We start from the raw sequence: 24574 nt of genomic DNA on the forward strand, positions 1-24574 counted from the left end.
AGTAAAAGCAGCTATTTGGTAGTCAGGTAAGGGCAGGCTGGCGCCCTGCGACATCCTTCAGGACCTGCTGCAATTTGATCATTGCCTGAACCATCATCCTTTCATCCGACGCCGCGAAGCCCATGAGCAGGCCGCGATGGCCGCCGGCGTGGCGGTATTGAATGGAGAGCGGCGAGACATTGACGCCTTTCGCCTTGGCGGCGGCGGCGATGGCGCGGTCATCGAGATCATCATGGAAATGCCCGACGAGCTGGATGCCGGAGCCTGTTGGCCTGAGCGACAGCCAGGGCGAGAGATGCTCCTCGCACAGCGCCATGAACAGGGAACGCCTTGCCGTATAAAGCCTTCGCATGCGGCGGAGGTGGCGCGACAGATAGCCTTCGGTGATGAAATCGGCGAGCGCGGCCTGCGTAAGCAGCGGCGCGAACTGCCCGGTGGTGCTGAGCGCCGCGGCAATGCCATCGCGCAAGGAATCCGGCACCACCATGAAGCCCAGCCGCATGGCCGGAAACAGCATCTTGGCGAAGGTGCCGACGCACACAACATGGCCGCCCGTGCTGATGCTTTGCAAAGCCGGAATGGGCTGGCCATGAAAGCGGTATTCGCTGTCGTAATCATCCTCGATGATCCACGCGTTCCACTCGCCCGCAAGGCGCAGGAGATTGAGGCGCTGCTCCATCGGCATGGTGACGCCCAGCGGATGATGGCAGGACGGCGTAACGAAGATGGCGCGCGGGCGCTCAGGCGGCGGCTCGATGCGCCAGCCCGTTTCATCGACATGCAGCGGCAATAATTTTGCGCCCGCCGAGAGAAAGGCGGCGCAGGCGCCATAATAGCCGGGCTCTTCCATCCATAGCGCATCGCCCGGATCGAGCAGCAGGCGGGCCAGCACATCGAAGGCCGATTGCGCGCCGTTGGTGACGACGATCTGCTCCGCCGTGCAGGTGACGCCGCGCGATGCGCCGAGATAGCGTGCGATGGCCTCGCGGAGATCGGGATAGCCCGTCACGTGATAGGTGCCGAAGAGATCGCGCTTCGCCTGCTTGGCGCGGCGCGTCAGGAGTTTGGACCATGTGTTGAAGGGAAAATTGCCGGGGTCCGGCAGGCCGGGATGAAAACTCACCATGCCGGGGCTGCCATGATGATAGGGCTGGGCGATCATGACGCGGCCGCGCGCCGACACATCGCTGTCGCCGCCCTTGGCGCGCTTGGGCGCGATGGCGGGGCGATGCGGAAGATCGCTCACCACGGGTGCAGCGCCACGCCTGAGATTCACATAGCCTTCGAGCGCCAGTTGCTCATAAGCCGAGATCACCGTGTTGCGGCCAAGGCCGAGATCGCTGGCCAGCGCGCGGGTGGAGGGAAGCGCCTGGCCGGAAAGCAGCACGCGCGTATCCACCAGCCCGCGAAGCTGCTGATAAAGCTGGCGGCTCAGCGCCTCGCCGCTGGCGCGGTCGAGCAGGAGATTTTCGATCGCAACCTGGGCCGTCATGGTGGTTCCTTAAAATCGGTGCAATCTGGTTCTGGAATAGAACCACCATCGGGATAGCCTTGGCAACAGGGAGGACGATGGCATGACGGAACGGTTGCGGATCGGCGTGATCGGCGCGGGCGGCGTGGCCCAGGTCGAGCATATTCCGAACCTGCTGGCGCTGCGCCATCTGTTCCAGCTGCAATGCGTCTGCGATCCCTCCGCCACCACCCGCGCCTTCGTCTCCGACCATTTCGGCGTCAATGCCTGTGAAAGCCTGGACGAGCTTCTCTCGCTGCCGCTGGACGCGCTGCTGATCGCCTCGCCCGATGCGCTGCACAAGGAACACATTCTGGCGGGCCTGAACGCCGGGCTACATGTCTTTTGCGAAAAGCCGCTGTGCTATGCGGTGGCCGACATCGATGAGGTGATCGCCGCCCGCGATGCCAAAGGCCGCCTCGTGCAGGCGGGCTACATGAAGCGCTTTGATCCCGCCTATGAAACAGCGCTCGCAAAGCTGCCCGGCACGGCCAAGACGCTGCGCCATGTCTCGGTGGAGGTGAATGATCCCGATGCCTGGCCCTTCATCCGCCACCACACATGGAAGAAGGCCGGGGATGTTCCCAAAGCATTGATCGCCGATGTGACGAAAAAGCAGAAGCAGCAGGTGGCGCGGGCCGTGGGAATGCCGCTGGATGAACTGGCATTGAAGGGCTTCTGCAATGCCTATAGCTCATCCATCGTCCATGATGTGAACGCCGTGCATGGCCTTCTCGATGCGCTGCATGTGCCGGACGGGCGGATCGCCGGGGCGCAAATCTATGCCGGCGGGAATGGCGGCCATGGCGTGGTGAGCCTTCTCGACGGGCAGGCGCTGTGGACCATGACGCATCTGGCGGTGCCGGAGCTGCCGCATTACCGCGAGAGGATCACGCTTTATTTCGACGATGCGTCGCTCGAACTCGAATTCCCCTCGCCCTACCTCAACCACCAGCCGACGCGCCTGACCATTCGAAAAGGCGACAAGCATCATCTGCACACGGATGATATCACGGCTGGCTACGAAGAGGCTTTCATCGAGGAGCTGAAAGGCTTTCACGCCGCGGTCACCAGAGGCGCTTCCGTGCGCAACACGCCGGAGCAGGCGCGCCGCGACATGGCGCTCCTGGCCGGGCTGACGCGCTGGCACGCCACCCATTCCCCCGAACCCATTGTTTCCGGAGCATCCGCTTGAGCACTGTCCGCATCGGCATCAACCCCATCACCTGGACCAACGACGACGTGCCGGAACTGGGCGGCGACACGCCGCTCGAAACCTGCCTCGCCGAAACAAAACAGGCAGGCTATGCGGGCACCGAGCTTGGCGGGAAATTCCCGCGCCAGTCCGCCGTGCTGAAGCCGATCATGGACAGCTATGGCCTGGCCGTCATCTCCGGCTGGTATGATGGCCGCTGCGACGAGAAAGAGGTGGAGGCCGAGATGGAGGCCATCGGGCCGCATCTCCAGCTTCTGAAGGACATGGGTGCCAGGCATGTCGTCTATGCCGACACATCGCGCGGCCGCCATGGCGCCATCTGGGGGCCGATCTCGCAGCGCCCGGCACTGACCGCCGGGGAATGGCCCGCTTACGGCAAGAAGCTCACAAAGCTCGCCGAGAAGATGGCCGATTTCGGCGTGCGCATGGCCTTCCATCATCACATGGGCACCATCGTCGAGACCGACACCGAGGTGGGGCTGATGATGAAGCACACCGGCGAAGCCGTGGGGCTTCTCTACGACACTGGCCACTCGATTTTTTCCGGCGGCAATCCGCTGCAACTCGTCAAGGACCATGTGAAGCGCATCGTGCATGTGCATTGCAAGGACGCGCGCAAGCCCATTCTGGAAAAGGCGCGGCGCGAGGACATGAGCTTCATGGGCGCGGTGATGGAAGGCATCTTCACCGTGCCGGGCGACGGCTTCATCGATTACCCGTCGATCCTCCGCGTGCTGGCCGACAACAACTACACCGGCTGGCTTGTCGTCGAGGCCGAGCAGGACCCCAAGAAGGCGCATCCCCTCACTTACGCCACCATGGGCTTCAACAATCTGAAGCGCATGGCGGAAGAGGCGGGATTCACGGTCAACACCGGAAAGGCTTGAGTCATGGCAAGTTCAGTTTGCATCAACATCGACGACATCGGCATGTGCCACGGGGCGAATACGGCCTTTGTGTCGCTGGCCAAGGCGGGGCGCGTTGATTCAGGTTCGCTGATGATGCCGTGCCCGTGGATGCTCGAGATGGTTGATCTCGGCCTCAAGAATCCGGATTTGAAGATCGGCGTGCATCTCACGCTCAATGCCGAGAAGACCTATTACCGCTGGCGCCCGCTCACCAAGGCGAGCCGCGCTTCGGGCCTCATCGACGATGACGGCTTCATGTGGCGGAGCGTTCCGGAACTGCGCAAGAACGCCGTGCCGGAGGCTGTGGAGGCGGAGCTTCGCGCCCAGATCGATGCCTTCAAGGACACAGGCCTGAAGCCCATGCACATGGATGGGCATATGGGCGCGATCCTGTCGCCCGAATTCTATGACATCTATCTGAAGCTGGCCGCCGAATACAAAATTCCCGCGCTCTATCCGGCCTCGATCGAAAGCTATGGACCGAGGCACAATCTCGGCACGGTCGACAACGCATTTTACACGAGCCGCGCGGCGCGCCTGAGGGAACAGGGCAAGACACCCGCCGACCGGGTTCTCGAAACGCCCTTTCATCTCAACGGCACGGCGAAGGAGCGCTACACCAAGCTGTTCTCCGAGATCGGCCCCGGCTTCAATTTCTTCGCGCTCCATGCCAACGCGCCGGGCGAGATCGAGTTCATCGAAACATCAGCGCAGGTGCGGATTCAGGAATTGCAGTTCTTGGCCAGTGATGAGTTCGGGCATTGGCTGGATAGGCAAGAGTTCAAGCGGACGACTGTGCCCGCCTGAAACACCGGACAACAATCGGCGGAAACAATCCGCCTTACTTCGGAGGAAAGGAAACGACCATGACGTCTCTCATGAGTTTTACCCGGCGGAGTCTCGCCGGTTTTGCCTTCGCTGCGGCGGCCTTCGCTCTGGGAACCGTTCCCCAGGCCCAGGCGCAGGTGAAGGAACTGAAGGACATCCGCATCGAGTTCGTGACTCACGGTCAGGCCAATGACGTGTACTGGACCGTGGTGAAGAACGGCATGCTCGCCGCCGCTAAGCAATTGGGCGTGACGGTGCACTATCAGGCGCCGGAAACCTGGGACGTGGTGCGCATGCGCCAGATGATGGAAGCGGCGATTGCCTCCAAGCCCGATGGCCTAGTGATTTCCATTCCCGACGCCGCAGCTCTCGAAGCGCCGGTGAAAGCCGCCAAGGCGGCGGGCATTCCGGTGGTGGTGATCGACAGCGGCGAAGACCAAGTGGCGCCTTGGGGACTTGATCTCTATGTCGGCGGCGGCTCGGAATATGACAATGGCGTTCACGCCGGCGAGTTGATGGGCAAGGCTGGCGTCAAGGCCGGCGTGTGCCTCAACCATGAAGTGGGCAATGTCAGCCTCGACCAGCGCTGCGAAGGCTATGCCAAGGGCTTGGGCGAAACCGGCGGCAAGTCGCAGGTGCTCACCATCACCATGGACCCGACCGACGCCACCCGCCGTCTCGAAGCCTTCCTGAAGGCCAATCCGGACACCACGGGCATTCTCACCCTCGGACCCACGGTGGCCTCGCCGATCCTCAAGATGCTGACCGACAATGGCATGATCGACAAGGTGAAGATGGGCACCTTCGACCTTTCGGCCGAAGTTCTGGATGCGGTTGACAAGGGCAAGATGATGTTCGGCATCGACAACCAGCAGTTCCTCATGGGCTATCTGCCCGTGGTGTTCCTGGCGTCGAAGGCGCAGTTCAAGACCTTCCCCACCGCCACGGTGCGCACCGGCCCGGCCTTCATCACCAAGGATGATGCCGCCTCCGTGCGCGACCTGAGCAAAGCCGGCTTCCGCTGATTTTGCTGGAGGGGAACATTCATGAGCGTGCCACAAGCAACGGGGACTGGAAGTCCGAATGCTCCCCTCACACAACCGCCCGCAGGGCGCATGCGGCGGATGCTGCTGCGCGCCCTGCGCCGCCCTGAACTGGGGGCCCTGAGCGGGACCATTCTGGTCTTCGCCATCTTCGGCATTTTCGCGAACGGATCGGGACTTTTTTCATCTCTGGGCGTCGCCAATTTCATGCAGGTCTCGGCGGAGATTGGCATCCTCGCCATTCCCGTGGCGCTGCTGATGATCGGCGGCGAATTCGATCTCTCGCTCGGCTCGATGATCGGCTTCGCCAGCGTGACCATCGGCCTGTGCGTGGCGCAGTTCGGCCTGCCGATCTGGCTCGCCGTGCTGATCGCCTTTGGCTTCGCGATCATCGTCGGCGCGGCAAACGGCATTCTGGTGGTGCGCACGGGCTTGCCGTCCTTCATCGTGACGCTTGCCGGGCTTTTTGTGCTGCGCGGCCTGACGCTGGCCGTGACGCGGTCGATCACCGGCCGCACGCAGATTCCCTATATCACCGACGGCATGGAGGACTCCTTCATCGTCCAGCTGTTCGGCGGCAAATTCCTCACCGGCTTCTACAACTGGATGGCGGGCATGGGCCTTGTCGAAGCCAAGGCGGATGGAACATCCGTCGTGCCGGGGCTTTCCATGTCGGTCGCCTGGTGGATGCTGCTGGCCGTTCTCGCCACATGGCTGTTGATCAAGACACGCTTCGGCAACTGGATCTTCGCCTCGGGCGGTGATGCCAATGCGGCGCGCAATGTGGGCGTGCCGGTGAACCGGGTGAAGATCATCCTGTTCATCTTCACCGCCTGCGCGGGCACGCTGCTGGCCACCATCCAGGTGCTTGAAACCGGATCGGCTGATACGCTGCGCGGCACGCAGAAGGAATTCCAGGCGATCATCGGCGCGGTGATCGGCGGCTGCCTGCTGACCGGCGGCTATGGCTCGGCGATTGGCGCCGTGTTCGGCGCGCTGATTTTCGGCACGGTGGAAATGGGCATTTTCTTCACCGGCATCGATTCCGACTGGTTCAACGTCTTTCTCGGCATCATGGTGCTGATCGCCGTGCTGGTGAACAATTTCGTGCGCCGCAAGGCCACGGAGGCGCGCTGATGGCCGCTCCGATCATTGAACTGCGGAACGTCAGCAAGAGCTTCGGCTCGGTCAACGCGCTGGGCGATATCAACATTGCCGTGGAGCCGGGCGAAGTGCATTGCCTGCTGGGCGACAATGGTGCCGGCAAATCGACGCTGATCAAGATCCTCTCCGGCGTGCATCAGCCGACGGTGGGCGAGGTGCTGGTGGATGGCACGCGCGTGGTGCTGGCATCGCCCCGCGATGCGCTGGACCGCGGCATCGCCACGGTGTTCCAGGATCTGGCGATGATCCCGCTGATGAGCATCACCCGCAATTTCTTCCTTGGGCGCGAGCCCGTGAAGGGAAAATGGCTGACCCAGCGCATCGACATGCGCAAGGCCGACGCCGTGGTGATGCAGGAGCTGGCGAAGATCGGCATCAATGTGCGCGACCCGCAGCAGGCGGTGGGCACGCTCTCGGGCGGCGAGCGGCAATGCGTGGCGATTGCCCGCGCCGTCTATCATGGCGCGCGGGTGCTGATCCTCGACGAACCGACCTCGGCATTGGGCGTGCATCAGGCCTCAATCGTGCTGCGCTATGTGGCGCAGGCGCGGGCCAGCGGACTGGGCGTGATCTTCATCACCCATAACATCCACCATGCCTATCCGGTGGGCGACAAGTTCACACTGCTGAACCGCGGCCGGTCGGTCGGCACGTTCCGCAAGGGCGAGATCAGCGAAATGGAAGTGCTGGACATCATGGCGGGCCGCCGTGAGCTGAAGGCGCTGGAAGCGGCAGGCATTTCGAGCCCGTGAGCCGTCAGGGAGAATAGAGGATGGACAGGATCGGCGTTGCCCTGATCGGCACCGGCTTCATGGGCAAGTGCCACGCCATGGCCTATGGCGCGGTGAAGGCGGTCTTCGGCGACGTGCCGCATGTGGACCGCGTGACGCTGTGCGACATGGACGCCGCACATACGAAAAAATGCGCCGATGAATTCGGCTTCGCGCGCCACACCACCGACTGGAAAAGCCTGCTCACAGACCCTGCGGTGCAGCTGATCTCCATCACCTCGCCCAATGGCCTTCACCGCGAGATGGCGGTGGCGGCGCTCGAGGCGGGAAAGCATGTGTGGTGCGAGAAGCCCATGGCGCTGTCATTGGCCGACGCCGAGGCGATGACGGCGGCTGCGGCGAAAGCAAAAGGTCAGGCCACCGCGCTTGGCTATGGCTATCTGCGCAACCCGGCGCTTCAGCATGCGAAGCAGCTTATCCGGAACGGGGCCATCGGCGAGGTGTTCGACTTCCGGGGCAGTGTGGATGAAGACTATATGGCCGATCCGGCGCTGCCATGGTCATGGCGGCTGACGGCCAAAGATGCGGGGCTGGGAACGCTGGGCGATCTGACCGTGCATCTGGTGTCGCTGGCGCAGGAGCTGATGGGAAATATCGCCAGCCTCTCCGCCATGGTGGATGTGGTGCATGGTGAGAGGCCGCTGCCCGGCCAGCCCGGCAAGACGGCGCGGGTGGAGAACGACGACATTGCCCATGCGCTGGTGCGCTTCGCCTCCGGCGCGCGCGGCGTTCTCTCCTCCAGCCGCATTGCCCATGGCCGCAAGAACGGCCTGAAGATCGAGGTGCATGGATCAAAGGGCATACTTTGGCTCGACAATGAGCGGATGAATGAGCTGAACCTTTATATTGCCGAGGGTGAGCCGGCGGCGCGCGGCTTCCGCCGCATTCTTTCAGGCCCCCTGCATCCCGCCTATGGAAAGCTCTGCCCTGCCCCCGGCCATGGCCTTGGCTTCAATGAGCTGAAGGTGATCGAGCTGGCGGAACTGCTTTATGCCATTGAGGGCAAGCCGTCGCAGTCCGTGGATTTCAAACGGGGCCTTGAGATCGAGAAGGTGATCCATGGCTTTGCCCGCTCGGCCAGGGACGGCGCATGGGTGACCATCGCCTGAGCCCCGTTGCGGCTCAGGGAACGTCACGCTAAACGGCGCGCCATGTCCACTCAGCAGGCGCAGCGCACCGGCCTTCTTCTCCTCATCGCAGGCTCGGCTGTCGATTCAACTTCGGGCCTGTTCACAAGGTTGATCGCCGCCGATGGCTTCACCACCGCCTCGGCACGCGGGCTGTTTGCATTTCTCACGCTTTTCCTGGTGCTCCTGTGGCGCGACAGGCGCTCCGCCTTCGCGAGCATCGCCGCGATTGGCCTGTGGGGCTTTTCGGTGGTTGGCATCAACGCGGCGGGCATGGTGCTGAACATGCTGTCGCTCAAATATACGGCGGTGGCCAATTTCTTCATGATCTTCGCCACCGCACCCTTCGCGGCGGCGGTGGCAGCGTGGCTGATCCTGGGTGAAAAGCTCGACAGTGCGACGCTGCTGGCGGCGCTTGCAGGATTCATCGGCATCGCGGTGATGATGTTTTCGGGCGCCCGCGCCGGAGGGCTCCCGGGCGATCTCTTCGCCTGCGCGGCGGTGGCCTGCTATGCGGCGATCGTCCTCATCATCCGCAAGCGTGGAAACATCGACGTGCTGCCGATGATCTGCGCCACCACGCTGGCGAGTTGCCTGATCGGCCTGCCCTTCGCCGATTTCGGGCAATTGACGCTTGGCGCATGGGGCGGCTTCGCGGTATTCGGCGCGTTCCAATTGGCGCTGGGCAACATGCTGATCTTCAATGCCGTGCCGCGCATCCCCGCCGCGCAATCGGGACTGCTGGGCATTCTCAATGCCGGTTTCGCACCGCTTTGGGTGTTCCTGTTCCTGGGCGAAGTGCCGCCCACGGCGACGCTGATCGGCGGCGCCATCATCATCGGCGCGGCGCTGACCCATCTGGCATGGACGCTCACGCGGCCAGTTCCGCAACCCGCTCAGCCAGAGCCAATGATGACGTGAGCCCCGGCAACTCGATGCCGAACAGGTTGACGAGTCCGGGAAGCCCGTGCGTGTCTGGCCCCTGAATGATGAAATCCGCCGAGGCCCGGTCTGGCCCATGCACCTTGGGCCTGATGCCGCAGGAACTGGGCGAGAGTTCGCGGGTGGCGATGCCCGGCCAATAGCTGGCACAGGCCGCCTTGAAACGCGGCGCAATATCGGGAGAGACGGTGTAGTCCAGCGTCTCCACCCATTCGACATCCGGCCCCAGCCGCGCCGCACCGCCGAGATCGAGAGTCAGGTGAATGCCAAGCCCGCCCGGCACCGGCACGGGATAGATGAGCCGGGTGAACGGCGAGGCGCCGGAGACGCTGCAATAATTTCCCCTGGCGAGAAAGCGCGGCGGTAGAAATTTCGTGTCATAGCCTTTGACGGATAACGCCGCCTGATGCGCCCCGTGACCCGCCGCATTGATGAGGCGGCGGCAAAGAAGCTCCGTCTCTCCGCCTTCCGCATCCCGCAAGACGGCGCGAAAGCCTTCTTCCTCCGCCTCCGCGCCGACGAAGGACGTGTGCAACACCACAGCGCCGCCCTGCGCCTCGATCATCCCCTGCAGAGCCAGCATGTAGGCGCTGCTATCGACAATGCCGGTGGAGGGCGACAGCAGCGCCGCCACGCAGGAGAGCGCGGGCTCCAGCGCCATGGCTTCTGACGCGGAGAGCAATTCGAGATCCGTCACGCCATTGGCGCGCGCCGTATCGCGGATGGCATGGAGCTTCGGAATTTCATCTGGCGTTACGGCCACCACCAGCTTGCCGATGGCACGCGCCTCTACCCACGCCGCGCGGCAGAAGGCATAGAGCATCTGGCGGCCCTTCACGCAGAGTTCGGCCTTGAGGCTGCCCGGCGGATAATAAAGCCCGGCGTGGATCACCTCCGAATTGCGGGCCGAGGTTTCAAGCCCGATGGCGTGATTGCGCTCGGCCACCAGCACCTCCTGGCCATGCGACGCAAGTTCGCGCGCGATGGCAAGCCCCACCGCGCCCGCGCCGATGACCAGCGTTTCGATGGAGTCTGTCACAGCCTTACACGAGCTCGCTCACCTGATAGGTGGCACGGTCCAGCCATTGCGGGTTGATCTCAACACCCCAGCCGGGTTCGGCAGATATTGTGGCCTTGCCGTCGGTGATGGCGAAGGGATCGCCGAGGAACAGGCCATCCTGCCACGGATAATAGTCCAGCCCCTCGATGGAGAATTCCAGATATTTCCCGGCATTGGGAATGGCCGCCAGCAGATGCATGGTGCAGATGGTGACGAGTGACAGGTTGGCGCTGTGCGGCGTGCAGGGAAGGCCCGCCTTCGCCGCCATCCTTGCCACCTCGAGCGTGCGCGCCATGCCGCCCATATACATGACATCGGGCTGCACCACATCGACGGCGCGCACATCGATCATCTGCTGCCAGATCTGCAATTCGCAATCCTGCTCGCCGCCCGTCACCTCAAGGTCAAGCGCGTCGGTCACCTGCTTCGTCTGATCGAGATGCCAATAGGGGCATGGCTCCTCGAAATGGCCGATGCCATTGGCCTCGAGCAGCTTGCCCACTTCAATCGCCTTCTTCGGCGAAAAGCCGCTGTTGCCGTCAACCAGCTTCGCCACGCCATCGCCCAGCGCGCGCGAGACAGTTGGGATGACCGCCTCAGTGCGGCCCGGCCATTCGTCGATATCGTGCCCGCATTCGGCCCCCACGCGCCACTTGAAGGCATCGAAGCCCTTTTCATCGCGCAGGCGCACCATGCGGGCCGCTTCATCCTCGGGCGTGATATCGCGCTTCATGGAGGAGGCGTAGGCGCGGAGTTTGCCGGGCTTGCCGCCCAGCAATTCAACCACCGGCTTGCCCTCGGCCTTGCCCTTCATGTCCCACAGCGCCGTATCGAGCCCCGCCAGCGCGCGGCAGCGATAGGAGCCGGGAAATTTATGTTCCTTCTCCTCGACGCGATGGACGAGCGCCAGCACATCCGCCGTGTCCTGCCCCAGAACCCACGGCGCCACCTGGCGGTGAAACACCTGCGCGGTGATATCGGCGCAATAGGTGGAGGTCTGCCCCCATCCCACCTTGCCATCGTCTGCCGTGAGCCGCACGAAGCACACGTAAGGGTCTGTAAAGGTTTCGAGTTTGGCAATGCGGCGCATCGGTCGGGTCACTCCTGGATTGGGCGATGCGCACAGTAGGGCGGCCTGCGTGACGCTGCAATGTCGTCCATTTTCCGCAGCGCACAAAAATCAGACTGTTCCCGCATATCCCGCCCAAGATTCAAGCAAAACTCAATTGCACTATTTATGTGCAGGTAATTCCGCGCATTGATTCAACGCTTTAGATTTAATTGTGACTGGCATGTGTCTTGCTCCCTCTCTTCCCCGGTGCACAAAGCACGAGAAAACAAAAGCGCAGGAGAGGGACGATCCAATGATAAGCAGGCGGGGACTTTTGAAATCAGCCGTGGCGCTGGCCGCGGTGGCGGCGGTGGGCGGCCATCCGCAATTCGCCTTTGCCGAGGGCGAGACGATCAAGGTCGGCATTCTTCACTCACTGTCCGGCACCATGGCAATCAGCGAAACGACGCTGAAAGACGTGATGCTGATGCTCATCGAACAGCAGAACGCCAAGGGCGGCCTGCTTGGCAAGAAGCTGGAAGCCGTGGTCGTGGACCCTGCCTCCAACTGGCCGCTCTTCGCCGAAAAGGCCCGCCAGCTGATCTCCGCCGACAAATGCGCCGCCGTGTTCGGCTGCTGGACATCCGTGTCGCGCAAATCCGTGCTGCCGGTGTTCGAGGAGCTGAACGGCGTGCTCTTCTACCCCGTGCAATATGAGGGCGAGGAAAGCTCGAAAAACGTGTTCTACACCGGCGCCGCGCCGAACCAGCAGGCCATTCCGGCCGTCGACTATCTGGCCGATGGCGGCGTGAAGCGCTGGGTGCTGGCGGGCACCGACTATGTCTATCCGCGCACCACCAACAAGATCCTCGAGACGTACCTCAAGGACAAGCTGGGCGTCGCCGCCGACGACATCATGATCAACTACACGCCCTTCGGCCATTCCGACTGGCAGTCGATCGTCGCCGACATCAAGAAATTCGGCTCCGCCGGCAAGAAGACCGCCGTGGTCTCGACCATCAACGGCGACGCCAACGTGCCCTTCTACAAGGAGCTGGCCAACCAGGGCATCAAGGCCACCGACATTCCCGTCGTCGCCTTCTCGGTGGGCGAGGAAGAACTGGCCGGCATCGACACCGCCCCGCTGGTGGGCCATCTCGCCGCCTGGAACTATTTCATGTCCATCGATACGCCCGTCAACGCGGCCTTCATCAAGGACTGGAAGACCTTCATCAAGAACGACAAGCGCGTCACCAACGATCCGATGGAAGCTCATTTCATCGGCTTCAACATGTGGGTCGAGGCGGTGACCAAGGCGGGCACCACCGATACCGACGCCATGTCCGACGCCATCATCGGCGTCTCGGTGCCGAACCTGACGGGCGGCTATGCCACCATGATGCCGAACCACCACATCACCAAGCCGGTGTTCATTGGCGAAATCCAGGCCGACGGCCAGTTCGACGTGGTGTGGCAGACGCCGGGCCTGGTGATGGGCGACGAATGGTCCGACTATCTGCCCGACTCGAAGGACCTGATCTCCGACTGGCGGAAGCCGCTGAGCTGCGGCAACTTCAACGTCAAGACAGGAAAGTGCGGCGGCAAGGGCTGACGCTGACATAACAGGGAGGCGGCATGTGCCGCTTCCCATCCTCCACAAACAGGATGGTTCATGCGCCTGCGGCAGCTTCTGGCTTCGCTCGTCACTCTCCTTGCCCTGTTGATCCTGCCCGCGATCGCCGTGGCCGCAGAGGATCTGGCGGCGCTCGTGGATCAACTGCCCAAGGGCCAGTTCAAGGACCGCGAGGCGGTGATCGTTTCGCTGGCCGCAACCGGCGATCCAGCCGTGGTGCCCGTGCTTCAGGCGCTCTCCGACGGCAATCTCTATGCGCGGAAGGCCGACCAGAAGGTTTTCATCGGCAAGCCTTCGGGCGATGTGCTGATCCTGCTCAATCCGCTGACGCAAGCCGAGGAAGGCCAGGCGGCCAAGACCGATCTCGAGAAGATCAAGGTCAACAATGCGCTGCGTGAAAAGATCAGCAATGCGCTGGGCGGTCTCACGCTATTTTCATCCGATCCCAAGGTGCGGCGAGACGCGGCGCTCACCATCCTGAAATCCGGCGACCCTTCAGCGCTCCCCGCGCTCACCAAAGCGATTGAACGCGAGAGCGATCCGGCCATCGCCGAACTGATGCGCGATGCAGCGGCCGCCGCCACGCTTGGCAGCGCGCTTCCCGATGCCGACAAGCTGGCAGCCATCGAACGGCTCTCCAAGCACGGCGATCAGGACACCGTGGCGCTGCTCTCGAATTTCGCAAGTACCGCGCCGGAGCCCCTGAAATCAGCCGCCCTCGCCGCCGTGGCGTCGATCGAGAAAAGCCTCGCGGTGTTCGCCGTGATCCAGAACGTCTGGTACGGGCTTTCGCTGGGGTCCGTGCTGCTGCTTGCGGCCATCGGACTTGCCGTCACCTTCGGCGTGATGGGCGTCATCAACATGGCGCATGGCGAGATGGTGATGCTGGGCGCCTATACGACCTATGTGATCCAGGACATCTGCCGCACATCCTTCCCCGGCCTGATGGACTGGTCACTTCTGATGGCGCTGCCCATGGCCTTCCTGATCTCAGGCGGCGTGGGCGTTGCCATCGAACGCGGCATCATCCGCTTTCTCTATGGCAGGCCTCTGGAAACGCTGCTCGCCACCTGGGGCATTTCGCTGATCCTGCAACAGGCGGTGCGCACCATCTTCGGCCCCACCAATCAGGAAGTGAGCACGCCGTCATGGATGAGCGGCTCCATTGAAATCGTTGATGGCCTGTCGCTGACGCTCAACCGCCTTGTCATTCTCCTGTTTTCGCTTGCCGTATTCGCCGGGCTGATGCTGCTGATGCGCAAGTCGCCGATCGGCCTGCAGATGCGTGCCGTGACGCAGAACCGCCAGATGGCCAATGCCATGGGCATCCGCTCCAACATGGTGGACGCGCTGACCTTCGGCCTCGGCTCCGGCATCGCCGGGCTGGCGGGCGTGGCGCTGTCGCAGATCGACAATGTGAGCCCGAACCTTGGGCGTGGCTATATCATCGACAGCTTCCTCGTCGTGGTGTTCGGCGGCGTCGGCAATCTCTGGGGCACGCTGGCGGGCGCCATGACGCTGGGCGTCGCCAACAAATTCCTTGAACCCGTCGCCGGCGCGGTGCTGGGCAAGATCATTATTCTGATCTGCGTCATCCTCTTCATCCAGAAACGCCCGCGCGGCCTCTTCGCCCTCAAGGGCCGCTGGGTCGACGCATGATTTCGCCGCCGGTTTCGCCGCTTCTCACCCCGGCCGGGCGCATCTTCCTCGCCGTGCTGGCCATCATCATGATCGCCGTGCCGGCGCTGAACCTGCTGGTGCCCGAAAGCTCGCCCTTCTACGTGCCGAACTATCTCGTCACCCTGCTCGGCAAATATCTCTGCTATGCGCTGCTGGCGCTGGCAGTCGATCTCGTCTGGGGATTTGCGGGCATCCTGAGCCTTGGGCATGGCGCCTTCTTCGCCCTCGGCGGCTATGCCATGGGCATGTATCTGATGCGGCAGATCGGCGACCGCGGCGTCTATGGCAACCCCGACCTGCCGGATTTCATGGTGTTCCTGAACTGGCAGGAGCTGCCGTGGTACTGGTATGGCTTCGCGCATTTTCCCTTCGCGGTGCTGATGGTTATTCTGGCGCCCGGCATCCTCGCTTTCGTGTTCGGCTGGTTCGCCTTCCGGGCGCGTGTGACCGGCGTCTATCTCTCGATCATCACCCAGGCCATGACCTTCGCGCTGCTGCTCGCCTTTTTCCGCAATGACATGGGCTTCGGCGGCAACAACGGCCTGACCGATTTCAAGGACATTCTCGGCTATCCCGTCTCCGCCACCGAAACCCGCGCCGCGCTCTTCGCGCTCTCGGCACTGGCGCTGGGCGTATGTTTCATCCTTGCACGGATAATCGTGGCCTCGAAGCTGGGCCGCGTGCTGATCGGCATCCGCGATGCGGAATCGCGCACCCGCTTCCTCGGCTACCGCGTCGAGCACTACAAGCTTTTCGTCTTCACCGTTTCGGCCATCATGGCGGGCATTGCGGGCGCGCTTTACGTGCCGCAGGTGGGCATCATCAACCCGTCCGAGTTCTCGCCGGAAAACTCTATCGAAACGGTGATCTGGACGGCCTTCGGCGGGCGGGGAACGCTGTGGGGCGCGGCCTTGGGCGCCGTTGTTGTGAACGCCGCCAAGAGCTGGTTCACCGGCGTTCTGCCCGATGCCTGGTTGTTCCTGCTCGGCGGGCTTTTCATCTTCGTGACGCTGTTCATGCCGAAGGGGCTGGCCGGAGTCTTCGCCGGCTGGAGCCGCCTGAAGAAGGAAACGCCTGCCATTCCTGAACCGGAGGCCGCGGAATGAGCGCCGGCGCAAAACCCCAGCATGCCGAGACGCTGCTCTATCTGGGCGACGTGACGGTGTCATTCGATGGCTTCAAGGCGCTGAACAATCTGAGCCTCGACGTGGGGGCGGGCGAAATGCGCGCCATCATCGGCCCCAATGGCGCGGGCAAGACGACGATGATGGATGTCATCACCGGCAAGACCAAGCCTGATACGGGCCGCGTGGTGTTCCGCAATCTTGATCTCACGCGCTATGACGAGGCGGCGATCGCCAATCTCGGCATTGGCCGCAAGTTCCAGAAGCCAACGGTGTTTGAAAGCCACACGGCATGGGACAACCTCGAACTGGCGCTGAAGGCCAACCGCTCGCCGCTGGCCACTCTCACCTGGAAGATGACCTCCGAAGAACGCGACCGCATCATCGCCACGCTGGAGCGCATCAACCTCAAGCCCGCCTTCGCCACGCTGGCGGGCAGCCTCTCCCACGGCCAGAAGCAATGGCTGGAAATCGGCATGCTGCTGATGCAGGAGCCCGATCTTCTGCTGGTGGATGAACCCGTGGCCGGCATGACCGATGCCGAAACGGAAAAAACCGCCATGCTGCTGCGCGACATCGCACAGACACGCTCGGTGGTCGTTGTGGAACACGACATGGAATTCGTGCGGGCGCTCGGTGTGCGCGTGACAGTTCTGCATGAGGGTTCTGTGCTGGCCGAAGGCAGCCTCGACAGCGTGCAGAACAACCAGCGCGTCATCGAAGTCTATCTGGGGCGCTGAGATGCTGAAGGTTGATGCGATCGATCTCTACTACGGCGCCAGCCGCGCACTCTCGGACGTGAGCCTTGTGGCTGAAGCCGGAAAGGTCACCTGCATCTTGGGCCGCAACGGGGTGGGCAAGACCAGCCTCATCCGCGCCATTGCCGGGCTCACGCCGGTGCGGAAGGGCACGCTCACCTTCGACGGCAAGGACATCACGAAGCTGCCCTCCGCCGAACGCGCGCGGAGCGGCATCGCGCTGGTGCCGCAGGGCCGCGAGATTTTCACGCAATTGACGGTGGAAGAAAATCTCAAGACGGGTTTCGCCTGCCTGCCGCGCGAACACCGCAGCATTCCACTCGAAATCTATGAGCTGTTTCCGGTGCTGAAGGACATGCTGCACCGGCGCGGCGGCGACCTCTCCGGCGGGCAGCAGCAGCAATTGGCAATCGGCCGCGCGCTGGTGACGCGCCCGCGCGTATTGCTGCTGGATGAGCCGACCGAAGGCATCCAGCCTTCGATCATCAAGGACATCGAGCGCATCATCGCCCTGCTGCGCGACCGCGGCACCATGGCCATCGTGCTGGTCGAGCAATATTTCGAATTCGCCAAACGGCTGGCCGACAACTTCATCATTCTCAACCGCGGCAAGACCGTGCTGGAAGGCGAACGCGTGGCACTGGAAGGCCAAGAGGTTAAGGCATTCCTGACGGTGTAAAAAGCTTCTCTCCCTGCGGGAGAAGAAGAAAGCTACCCCTTCAGATAAGCCTCAATCGTGGCCGCAGCGCCGTTCTTCCACACGGCACTGAGCGCCTTGTGGAAGGCATCGCGGAAGCGCGGGTCCTTGCCGACATGGCCGTAGATATCCTGCATGCCCAGCCAGACATCGGGATTGCCCCTGGCGGCTTTCGCCAGTTCCTGCAGCTTGGCCCAGTTGGGATCGTTGGGCTCGATCACCTTGCCGCTATCGGTCGTGCCCGCGCAGTAGCGGCACCAGAGTGCCGACTCGAGCGCCAGCCCGGCGATGCTACCGCCTGATTTCAACTGCTCGGCAATCGGCGGCACGATGAATTTGGGCTGGCGGTTCGACCCGTCAAGGCAGAGGCGGCGGATGGTGTCGCCGATCTTCGGGTTCGAGAAGCGCCGCACGATGAGCTTGTAATAATCGCCCAAATCCGTGTTTGGCACCGGCGGCACGGTGGGGATGACTTCTTCCTTCTCCACCTTGTCGAGGAAAGCGCGGATCAGCGGATTTTCCATCGCCTCATGCACGAAGTGAATGTCCATCAGCCCGCCGGCATAGGCGATGATGGCGTGGCCGCCATTGAGAATGCGGATCTTCATGTGCTCATAAGGCGTGACGTCATCCACGAAGGTGACACCAACTTTTTCAAGCTGGGGGCGGCCCATGGAGAAACGGTCCTCCACCACCCATTGCTTGAACTCCTCGCAGAACACCGGCCAGTTATCCTCGATGCCAAACATGCTGCGCGTCATCTCGCGCTCGCGGTCGGAGGTGGCAGGCGTAATGCGGTCCACCATGCCATTGGGAAAGGCAACGCTCGCCATGACCCAATCGGCCAGCGCCGGATCGTAGAGCCTTGCCAGCCCGGCGATGGCATTGCGCGTGACGACGCCATTGTGCGGAACATTATCGCAGGACATCACCGTGAAGGGGGCAAGGCCCTTCGCCTTCCGCCGCGCGAGGCCCAGGAGGATGAGGCCGAACACACTTTCCGGCGCCTGCGGATTGGCGGCGTCCTTGCGGATGGCGGGATGGTTGGGGTCGAACTTGCCCGTGGCGGGGTCGATCATGTAGCCGCCTTCCGTGACCGTGAGCGAGACGATGCGAATGGCGGGATCGGTCATCGCGGCGATCAGCGCTTCGCGGGCGCCGGGCGGAATGAAATCCACCATCGGCCCCGTGACGCGGGCGTGGCTCACCTCATTGTCCTGTTCGACGATGGTGGTGAGATAGTCCTGCTCCTTCAGCTTCTCGCGCATCACCGCATCGCTGGGCATGACGCCGGCGCCAATGATCGACCAGTCGAGATCAAGCCCGGTGTTGAAGAGGTCGTCGAGATAGACGCCCAGATGCGCGCGATGAAAATTGCCCACGCCGATGTGCTGAATGCCGGCTTTCTGCGCCGCGCGCTTGTATTTTGGCACCTGGGCCTTGGCCGCGATCTTCGGCAGGTTGGCGAGCGAAAGCTTTGTCATGTCAGATCACCGGATTGCCTTGCCGTCCGCGCCGAAGCGGTGGATGCGGCTGGTGTCGGGCGTCATCCACACGGCGGAACCGGGGCCATCGGGATATTCGCCGGCCGCGCGCACGGTGAGGCGGCCCAGCTTGCCGCCATCCACATGCAGGAAGGTGTCGGCGCCGAGATGTTCGGCAAGCTCGATCTTGCCGGCCCATGTGCCCTGCTTGGGCGACAGCGCGATATGTTCCGGCCTGATGCCGATGGTGGCCGCCTTGTATTTGCCCGCCTCGTCACCGGTGATGAAATTCATTTTCGGAGAGCCGATGAAGCCTGCGACGAACAGTGAGTCCGGCTTGTTATAGAGTTCAAGCGGCGAGCCCACCTGCTCGATATTGCCGCGGTTCAGCACTACGATGCGGTCGGCCATGGTCATGGCCTCCACCTGGTCATGCGTGACATAGATCATGGTCGCGCCCAATTGCTGGTGAAGCTGCATGATCTCCAGCCGCATGTTGACGCGCAGCGCCGCATCGAGGTTCGACAGGGGCTCGTCGAACAGGAAGGCCTTTGGCTGGCGCACGATGGCGCGGCCGATGGCGACGCGCTGCCGCTGCCCGCCCGAAAGCTGGCGGGGCTTGCGGTCGAGGTAATCCGTGAGGTTCAGACTCTGGGCGGCCTTCGCCACTTTCGCATCGATCTCGGCCTTGGGCGCGCCCGCCATCTTGAGGCCGAAGGCGATGTTGTTGCGGACACTCATGTGCGGATAAAGCGCGTAGGACTGGAACACCATCGAGAGCCCGCGCTCCGAAGGCGCGGCATTCGTCATGTCCTTGCCGTCGATGAAGACCTGGCCGGATGTGAGGTCTTCAAGCCCGGCGATCAGCCGCAGCAGCGTGGACTTGCCGCAGCCCGAGGGGCCGACGAACACCACGAACTCGCCGCTGCCAATATCAAGATTGGCGCCGGGAATGATGACGACGTCGCCAAACGCCTTGCGGACATTCTTGAGTGAGATTGTGCCCATTATTTCACCGCTCCGAATGTGAGGCCGCGTACGAGTTGCTTCTGCGCAAACCAGCCGAGCACCAGAATGGGCGCGATCGCCATGGTGGAGGCCGCCGAGAGCTTGGCCCAGAACAGGCCCTCGGGCGAAGAGTATGAGGCGATGAACTGCGTGAGGGGTGCTGCATCCTTGGTGGTGAGGTTCAACGTCCAGAATGCTTCATTCCAGGCCAGGATGATGTTGAGCAGCAGCGTTGACGCGATGCCGGGGATGGCCATGGGAGCCAGAACATAGAGCAGTTCCTTGCCGATCGACGCGCCGTCCATGCGCGAGGCTTCGAGTATCTCTCCCGGGATTTCCTTGAAATAGGTGTAGAGCATCCAGATGACGATCGGCAGGTTGAGCAGCATCAGCACGGTGATGATGCCGCCGCGCGAGTCGAGAAGATGCAGGTTGAGGAAGATGAGATAGATGGGGATGAGCGCGCCCACTGGCGGCATCATCTTGGTGGAGAGCATCCACATCAGCAGATCCTTGGTGCGCTTGCCCGGCGCAAAGGCCATGGCCCAGGCGGCGGGAACGGCGAGGATCAGCGCGAAGAGTGTTGAGCCCAGCGCCAGCACTATGGAGTTGAAGGCGAAGAGCAGATAGTCGGAGCGTTCCTGCACGACGCCATAGTTTTCCAGCGTCCAGTTGAAGAACAGGAACTTGGGCGGCAGCGTGATGGCGTCACCCTCGGTCTTGAAGCTGGTGAGGATGGTCCACAGGATCGGAAAGAACATGATGAAGCCCGTGGCCCAGGCCAGCACGCTGAAGAACACCTTGCGGCGGGTGGAGATTGCGCGCGCCATGGTTCAGGCCTCCAGGTTCTTGCCAATCATCCGCATCAGGAAGAATGCGACGATGTTGGCGAGGATGACCGCGATAATGCCGCCGGCGGAAGCGCCGCCGATGTCGTTCGAGATGCGGCCGTACTGATAGACGATGTAGGGGAGATTGCCTGCCCGGCCGCCCGAGCCCGAGACATAAATTTCCGCGAAGACGTTGAGCAGGAAGATCGTCTCGATCAGCACCACCACCGTCATCGGGCGCGCGAGATGCGGCAGCACGATGTACCAGAAGAATTTGTGCGGCGGCGTGCCGTCAAGCTCGGCGGCTTCCTTCTGCTCTTCATCGAGCGATTGCAGCGCCGTGAGTAAAATCAGCGTGGCGAAGGGAAGCCACTGCCAGGTGACCATGATGACGATGGCGGTCATCGGATAATGCGCGAACCAGTCGATGGGCGGCAGGCCGAACAAGGACATGAGCCAGGCGAGGAAGCCCGAGACCGGGTGCATCATCATGTTCTTCCACACCAGCGCGCTGACGGTGGGCATGACGAAGAAGGGCGCGATGAACATGAGGCGCACGAAATTGCGCCCGACGATCGCCTGATCGAGCAGAAGCGCCAGCAGCGTTCCGCCGGCCACGCTGACCGCCAGCACCCAGCCGACGAGTTTCAGCGAATTGAACATCGCCTTGAAGAAGGCGGGATCGGTGAGGAAGTAATAGTAGTTGCTGAAGCCGGCGGAGCCCGTGTTGTCGGGCTCGAGCAGATTATAGCGCAGGAATGAGAAGTAGACGGTCATCGCCAGCGGCACGATCATCCACAGGAACAGCACGATGACCGAGGGAGCGACGGCAATCTTGCCGAGTGTGCGGGTTTGCTGCGTGGCCATGGAAAACCTCGTCTGGACGCCGTGGACGATGGGCCGAAATGACTGCCCGGCTTCGAGGGCCGGGCAGCCCAGTTACCATGGGAGATGGCTACTTGATGTAACCAGCCTTCGTCATTTCGCGGGTTGTCACATCCTGCGCTTCCGCAAGAGCGTCATCCAGCGACTTGTCGCCAGCCAAGGCTGCCGAGAAGATCTGCCCCACATTGGTGGCAATGCCGGCGAACTCGGGGATCGCCACGAACTGCACGCCGACATAGGGCACCGGCTTGACGGTGGGATGGTTTGGGTCAGCCGAGTTGATCGAGTCGAGCGTCATCTTGGCGAAGGGCACCTTGGCATATTCCGGATTCGCGTAGAGCGACTTGCGGGTGCCCGGAGGAACATTGGCCCAGCCTTCCGCCGCCGCCACGATTTCCGTGTAGTGCTTGCTGGTCGCCCAGGAGACGAACTTCTGCGCCGCCTCTTCCTTCTGCGAACCGGCGGGAATGGCGAGCGACCATGCCCACAGCCAGTTGCCGCGCTTGCCGAGGCCATTGTCAGGCGCCAGCGCGAAGCCAACCTTGTCGGCCACCGTCGAATCCTTGCCGGTCACGAAGGAGGCCGCCACCGTGGCGTCGATCCACATGCCGCACTTGCCGGAGTTGAACAGCGCCAGGTTTTCATTGAAGCCGTTGGAGGACGCCCCCGGAGGGCCATCGGCATTCATCAGGTCGAGATAGAACTTGAGCGTGTTCTTCCATTCCGGCTGATCGAACTGCGGCGTCCACTTCTCGTCAAACCAGCGCGCGCCGAAGGAGTTGGACATGGCGGTGAGGAAGGCCATGTTCTCGCCCCAGCCAGCCTTGCCACGCAAGCAAACGCCGTAAATGCCATTGGCCTTGTCTGTCATCTTGTCGGCGGCCTGGCGGATGAAATCCCAGGTCGGCGCGTCGGGCATCTTGAGCCCGGCCTTGTCCATGAGGTCGGTGCGGTACATGACCATCGAGCTTTCGCCGTAGAAGGGCGACGCCATCAGCTTGCCATCGACCGTCAGGCCGCCGGCGATGGCGGGCAGAAGATCATCGGGGTCGTCAATCTGGGTGAGCGGCAGGAGCCAGCCCTTCTTGCCCCAGATCGGAACTTCATAGGTACCGATGGTCAGCACGTCGAACTGGCCGCCCTTGGTGGCGATATCTGTCGTGACCTTCTCGCGCAGCACGTTTTCTTCGAGCGTCACCCACTGCAGCTTGATGTCCGGATTGGACTTGGTGAAGTCATCCGTGAGCTTCTGCATGCGGATCATGTCGCCATTGTTCACGGTGGCGATGGTGAGGGTGGTATCGGCCAGGGCAGTGGTGGCCAAGGTTGCGAACAGCAGGGCGCCAAACACGCCCGTGACGGCTGATTTCATGAAGTCCTCCCATTGGGCATTGGAGTTGGGCTTTTGCCAACTTCGCGGGCAGATACTCGAATCGAGATTGCCTAAAGTCAATGCAGATTCGTCGCTGCGGCGCACCTATTGCGCGCGCGAACCCCAGCGCAGATGCGAGAAATTCAGCAGCTATCTGAAAAGACGGATCGTTTTATGACGCCGCCGGCCTCAAGACAGAAATCTGCGTGGTTTACCCGGGCTGTTGGCCCCATGGTGGAAAGGGATCAGGCATTTTTGCCCAAGCCTGGGGCACAAAATCCTCTGCGTTGACGAGAGCAGAATTCAACGCGGCGCTGATTGCTTCACGATCCAGGCCCGCCCCGATGAAGACAATTTCCTGGCGCCGGTCGCCCCAGGGCTCTGCCCAGTGACTCGCGATTTCAGCCTGCGCATCCGGATGTTGCGGCAGGCGTTCGGCAGGAACAGAAGACCACCAGCGGCCAAGCGGCGTCACAGACGACAAAGCCCCGGCAAGGCTAAATTCGGCAACCCAGTCCGGCCGCGTGGCGATCCAAAAGTGGCCCTTTGCGCGAATGACGCCAGGCAGGGCGCTGTTCAGCACCTTGTAGACCTTCGACGGATCGAAAGGCCTGCGCTCATGATACACGAAGGACGATATGCCGTACTCTTCGGTTTCCGGCGTGTGGTTCGCAAACCCATAGAGCTCTTTCGCCCAAAGCGGATGCTCGTGGGCCGTGGCGAAGTTAAAAAGTCCGGTGTCGAAGATGGCTTCCGCCGCCACTTTGCAGCGGTCAGCCTCAATAAGGCGCGCATCGGGATTCAACGCACGGATAATCTTGCGCGCCGCATCGGCCTGCGCCGGGGTGCTGTCCGAGACCTTGTTCAGCACAATTACATCGGCAAATTCGATCTGGTCGGTCAGCAGGTTGACAAGGGTGCGATTGTCCTGCTCACCCAGGCTTTCGCCGCGGTCGGAAAGAAAATCGTGGCTTGAGAAGTCGCGCAACAAATTCACGCCGTCAACAACGGTCACCATTGTGTCGAGCCGGGCGACATCGGAAAGGCTGACGCCGTTTTCGTCGCGGAAGTCGAAGGTTGCGGCGACCGGCAGGGGTTCGGCAATTCCGGTCGATTCAATCAGCAAGTAGTCGAAGCGCTTTTCGGTGGCGAGGCGGCGGACTTCCTTCAGCAGATCATCACGCAGCGTGCAGCAAATGCAGCCGTTGGACATCTCGACCAGCTTTTCCTCCGATCGCGAAAGTTCAGCGCCCTCACGCACCAAGTCCGCGTCGATATTCACTTCCGACATATCATTCACAATGACCGCGACTCGGCGTCCCTCGCGGTTGTTGAGAACATGATTGAGAAGCGTGGTTGTTCCGGCCCCGAGAAAACCGGACAGCACGGTGACAGGAAGGCGGGAGTCGGGCATGGAAGCAATCCAATATGATACGTTATAACATAACATATCATTCTCGGCA

The 24574-nt window shown here is 62.3% G+C and carries 22 protein-coding genes; 13 read left to right on the top strand and 9 right to left on the bottom strand.

From position 1 onward, the window contains the following. Nucleotides 1-22: 22 nt before the first annotated feature. A complete protein-coding gene (locus QM694_RS09315; RefSeq protein WP_415006659.1) occupies nucleotides 23-1492 on the bottom strand; it encodes a PLP-dependent aminotransferase family protein in 1470 nt (489 codons plus the stop codon). Between the two features lie 82 nt (nucleotides 1493-1574). Here QM694_RS09315 and QM694_RS09320 point away from each other — a divergent pair, with 82 nt between their 5' ends. The 8 genes from QM694_RS09320 (at nucleotide 1575) to QM694_RS09355 (ending at nucleotide 9508) form a co-directional block, all read left to right on the top strand. Then, the gene (locus tag QM694_RS09320; protein ID WP_415006660.1) at nucleotides 1575-2705 is read left to right on the top strand and encodes a Gfo/Idh/MocA family protein; all 1131 of its coding nucleotides are present in this window, start codon (nucleotides 1575-1577) and stop codon (nucleotides 2703-2705) included. Beyond that, nucleotides 2702-3613: a myo-inosose-2 dehydratase gene (gene iolE / locus QM694_RS09325; RefSeq protein ID WP_415006661.1), complete on the top strand. Its 912-nt coding sequence runs from the start codon at nucleotides 2702-2704 to the stop codon at nucleotides 3611-3613. Before QM694_RS09320 ends, iolE begins: the two co-directional genes overlap by 4 nt. 3 nt (nucleotides 3614-3616) lie before the next feature. Next, nucleotides 3617-4441 (top strand): polysaccharide deacetylase family protein, encoded by an 825-nt coding sequence (locus tag QM694_RS09330; protein WP_415006662.1) that lies wholly within the window; start codon nucleotides 3617-3619, stop codon nucleotides 4439-4441. 71 nt (nucleotides 4442-4512) lie between these two features. After that, complete coding sequence (locus QM694_RS09335; protein ID WP_415008601.1) at nucleotides 4513-5487, top strand: sugar ABC transporter substrate-binding protein; 975 nt, start codon at nucleotides 4513-4515, stop codon at nucleotides 5485-5487. Between the two features lie 90 nt (nucleotides 5488-5577). Next, nucleotides 5578-6642: an ABC transporter permease gene (locus QM694_RS09340; RefSeq protein WP_415006663.1), complete on the top strand. Its 1065-nt coding sequence runs from the start codon at nucleotides 5578-5580 to the stop codon at nucleotides 6640-6642. Beyond that, nucleotides 6642-7421, top strand: coding sequence for an ATP-binding cassette domain-containing protein (locus QM694_RS09345; protein ID WP_415006664.1), 780 nt, complete (start codon nucleotides 6642-6644; stop codon nucleotides 7419-7421). Before QM694_RS09340 ends, QM694_RS09345 begins: the two co-directional genes overlap by 1 nt. A gap of 20 nt (nucleotides 7422-7441) precedes the next feature. Further along, nucleotides 7442-8569 carry a Gfo/Idh/MocA family protein gene (locus tag QM694_RS09350; RefSeq protein WP_415006665.1) on the top strand — a complete coding sequence of 376 codons (1128 nt, stop codon included), beginning with the start codon at nucleotides 7442-7444 and terminating at the stop codon, nucleotides 8567-8569. A 42-nt stretch (nucleotides 8570-8611) separates the two neighbouring features. Further along, a complete protein-coding gene (locus QM694_RS09355) occupies nucleotides 8612-9508 on the top strand; it encodes a DMT family transporter (protein ID WP_415006666.1) in 897 nt (298 codons plus the stop codon). Here QM694_RS09355 and QM694_RS09360 read toward each other — a convergent pair. Both QM694_RS09360 and QM694_RS09365 read right to left on the bottom strand, forming a co-directional pair. Further along, the gene (locus tag QM694_RS09360; protein WP_415006667.1) at nucleotides 9459-10568 is read right to left on the bottom strand and encodes an NAD(P)/FAD-dependent oxidoreductase; all 1110 of its coding nucleotides are present in this window, start codon (nucleotides 10566-10568) and stop codon (nucleotides 9459-9461) included. The genes QM694_RS09355 and QM694_RS09360 overlap by 50 nt on opposite strands. A 4-nt stretch (nucleotides 10569-10572) precedes the next feature. After that, nucleotides 10573-11679, bottom strand: coding sequence for a mandelate racemase/muconate lactonizing enzyme family protein (locus QM694_RS09365; RefSeq protein ID WP_415006668.1), 1107 nt, complete (start codon nucleotides 11677-11679; stop codon nucleotides 10573-10575). A 274-nt stretch (nucleotides 11680-11953) separates the two neighbouring features. Between QM694_RS09365 and urtA the strand changes: the two genes are divergently transcribed. Genes urtA through urtE form a run of 5 tightly spaced genes read left to right on the top strand, consistent with a single transcriptional unit; the run spans nucleotide 11954 to nucleotide 17514 of the window. Next, complete coding sequence (gene urtA / locus QM694_RS09370; protein ID WP_415006669.1) at nucleotides 11954-13252, top strand: urea ABC transporter substrate-binding protein; 1299 nt, start codon at nucleotides 11954-11956, stop codon at nucleotides 13250-13252. Between the two features lie 60 nt (nucleotides 13253-13312). Then, nucleotides 13313-14932, top strand: coding sequence for an urea ABC transporter permease subunit UrtB (urtB, locus tag QM694_RS09375; protein WP_415006670.1), 1620 nt, complete (start codon nucleotides 13313-13315; stop codon nucleotides 14930-14932). Continuing rightward, nucleotides 14929-16059: an urea ABC transporter permease subunit UrtC gene (urtC, locus tag QM694_RS09380; RefSeq protein WP_415006671.1), complete on the top strand. Its 1131-nt coding sequence runs from the start codon at nucleotides 14929-14931 to the stop codon at nucleotides 16057-16059. Before urtB ends, urtC begins: the two co-directional genes overlap by 4 nt. Beyond that, nucleotides 16056-16817: an urea ABC transporter ATP-binding protein UrtD gene (gene urtD / locus QM694_RS09385; protein WP_415006672.1), complete on the top strand. Its 762-nt coding sequence runs from the start codon at nucleotides 16056-16058 to the stop codon at nucleotides 16815-16817. The genes urtC and urtD overlap by 4 nt, the downstream gene beginning before the upstream one ends. 1 nt (nucleotide 16818) lies before the next feature. After that, complete coding sequence (gene urtE / locus QM694_RS09390; protein ID WP_415006673.1) at nucleotides 16819-17514, top strand: urea ABC transporter ATP-binding subunit UrtE; 696 nt, start codon at nucleotides 16819-16821, stop codon at nucleotides 17512-17514. Between the two features lie 32 nt (nucleotides 17515-17546). Here urtE and QM694_RS09395 read toward each other — a convergent pair whose 3' ends face one another. From QM694_RS09395 to QM694_RS09420, 6 genes are all read right to left on the bottom strand, one after another. Next, nucleotides 17547-19016 carry a mannitol dehydrogenase family protein gene (locus QM694_RS09395; RefSeq protein ID WP_415006674.1) on the bottom strand — a complete coding sequence of 490 codons (1470 nt, stop codon included), beginning with the start codon at nucleotides 19014-19016 and terminating at the stop codon, nucleotides 17547-17549. A 6-nt stretch (nucleotides 19017-19022) separates the two neighbouring features. Then, nucleotides 19023-20024 (bottom strand): ABC transporter ATP-binding protein, encoded by a 1002-nt coding sequence (locus QM694_RS09400; RefSeq protein WP_415006675.1) that lies wholly within the window; start codon nucleotides 20022-20024, stop codon nucleotides 19023-19025. Beyond that, nucleotides 20024-20854 (bottom strand): carbohydrate ABC transporter permease, encoded by an 831-nt coding sequence (locus QM694_RS09405; RefSeq protein WP_415006676.1) that lies wholly within the window; start codon nucleotides 20852-20854, stop codon nucleotides 20024-20026. Before QM694_RS09405 ends, QM694_RS09400 begins: the two co-directional genes overlap by 1 nt. 3 nt (nucleotides 20855-20857) lie before the next feature. Then, nucleotides 20858-21721 carry a carbohydrate ABC transporter permease gene (locus tag QM694_RS09410; protein WP_415006677.1) on the bottom strand — a complete coding sequence of 288 codons (864 nt, stop codon included), beginning with the start codon at nucleotides 21719-21721 and terminating at the stop codon, nucleotides 20858-20860. A gap of 88 nt (nucleotides 21722-21809) precedes the next feature. Then, a complete protein-coding gene (locus QM694_RS09415) occupies nucleotides 21810-23111 on the bottom strand; it encodes an ABC transporter substrate-binding protein (protein ID WP_415006678.1) in 1302 nt (433 codons plus the stop codon). Nucleotides 23112-23322: 211 nt separating this feature from the next. After that, nucleotides 23323-24525, bottom strand: coding sequence for a GTP-binding protein (locus QM694_RS09420; RefSeq protein WP_415006679.1), 1203 nt, complete (start codon nucleotides 24523-24525; stop codon nucleotides 23323-23325). Nucleotides 24526-24574 lie beyond the last annotated feature (49 nt).

The organism is Aestuariivirga sp. (genome assembly GCF_047602625.1).
Lineage (GTDB): Bacteria > Pseudomonadota > Alphaproteobacteria > Rhizobiales > Aestuariivirgaceae > Aestuariivirga.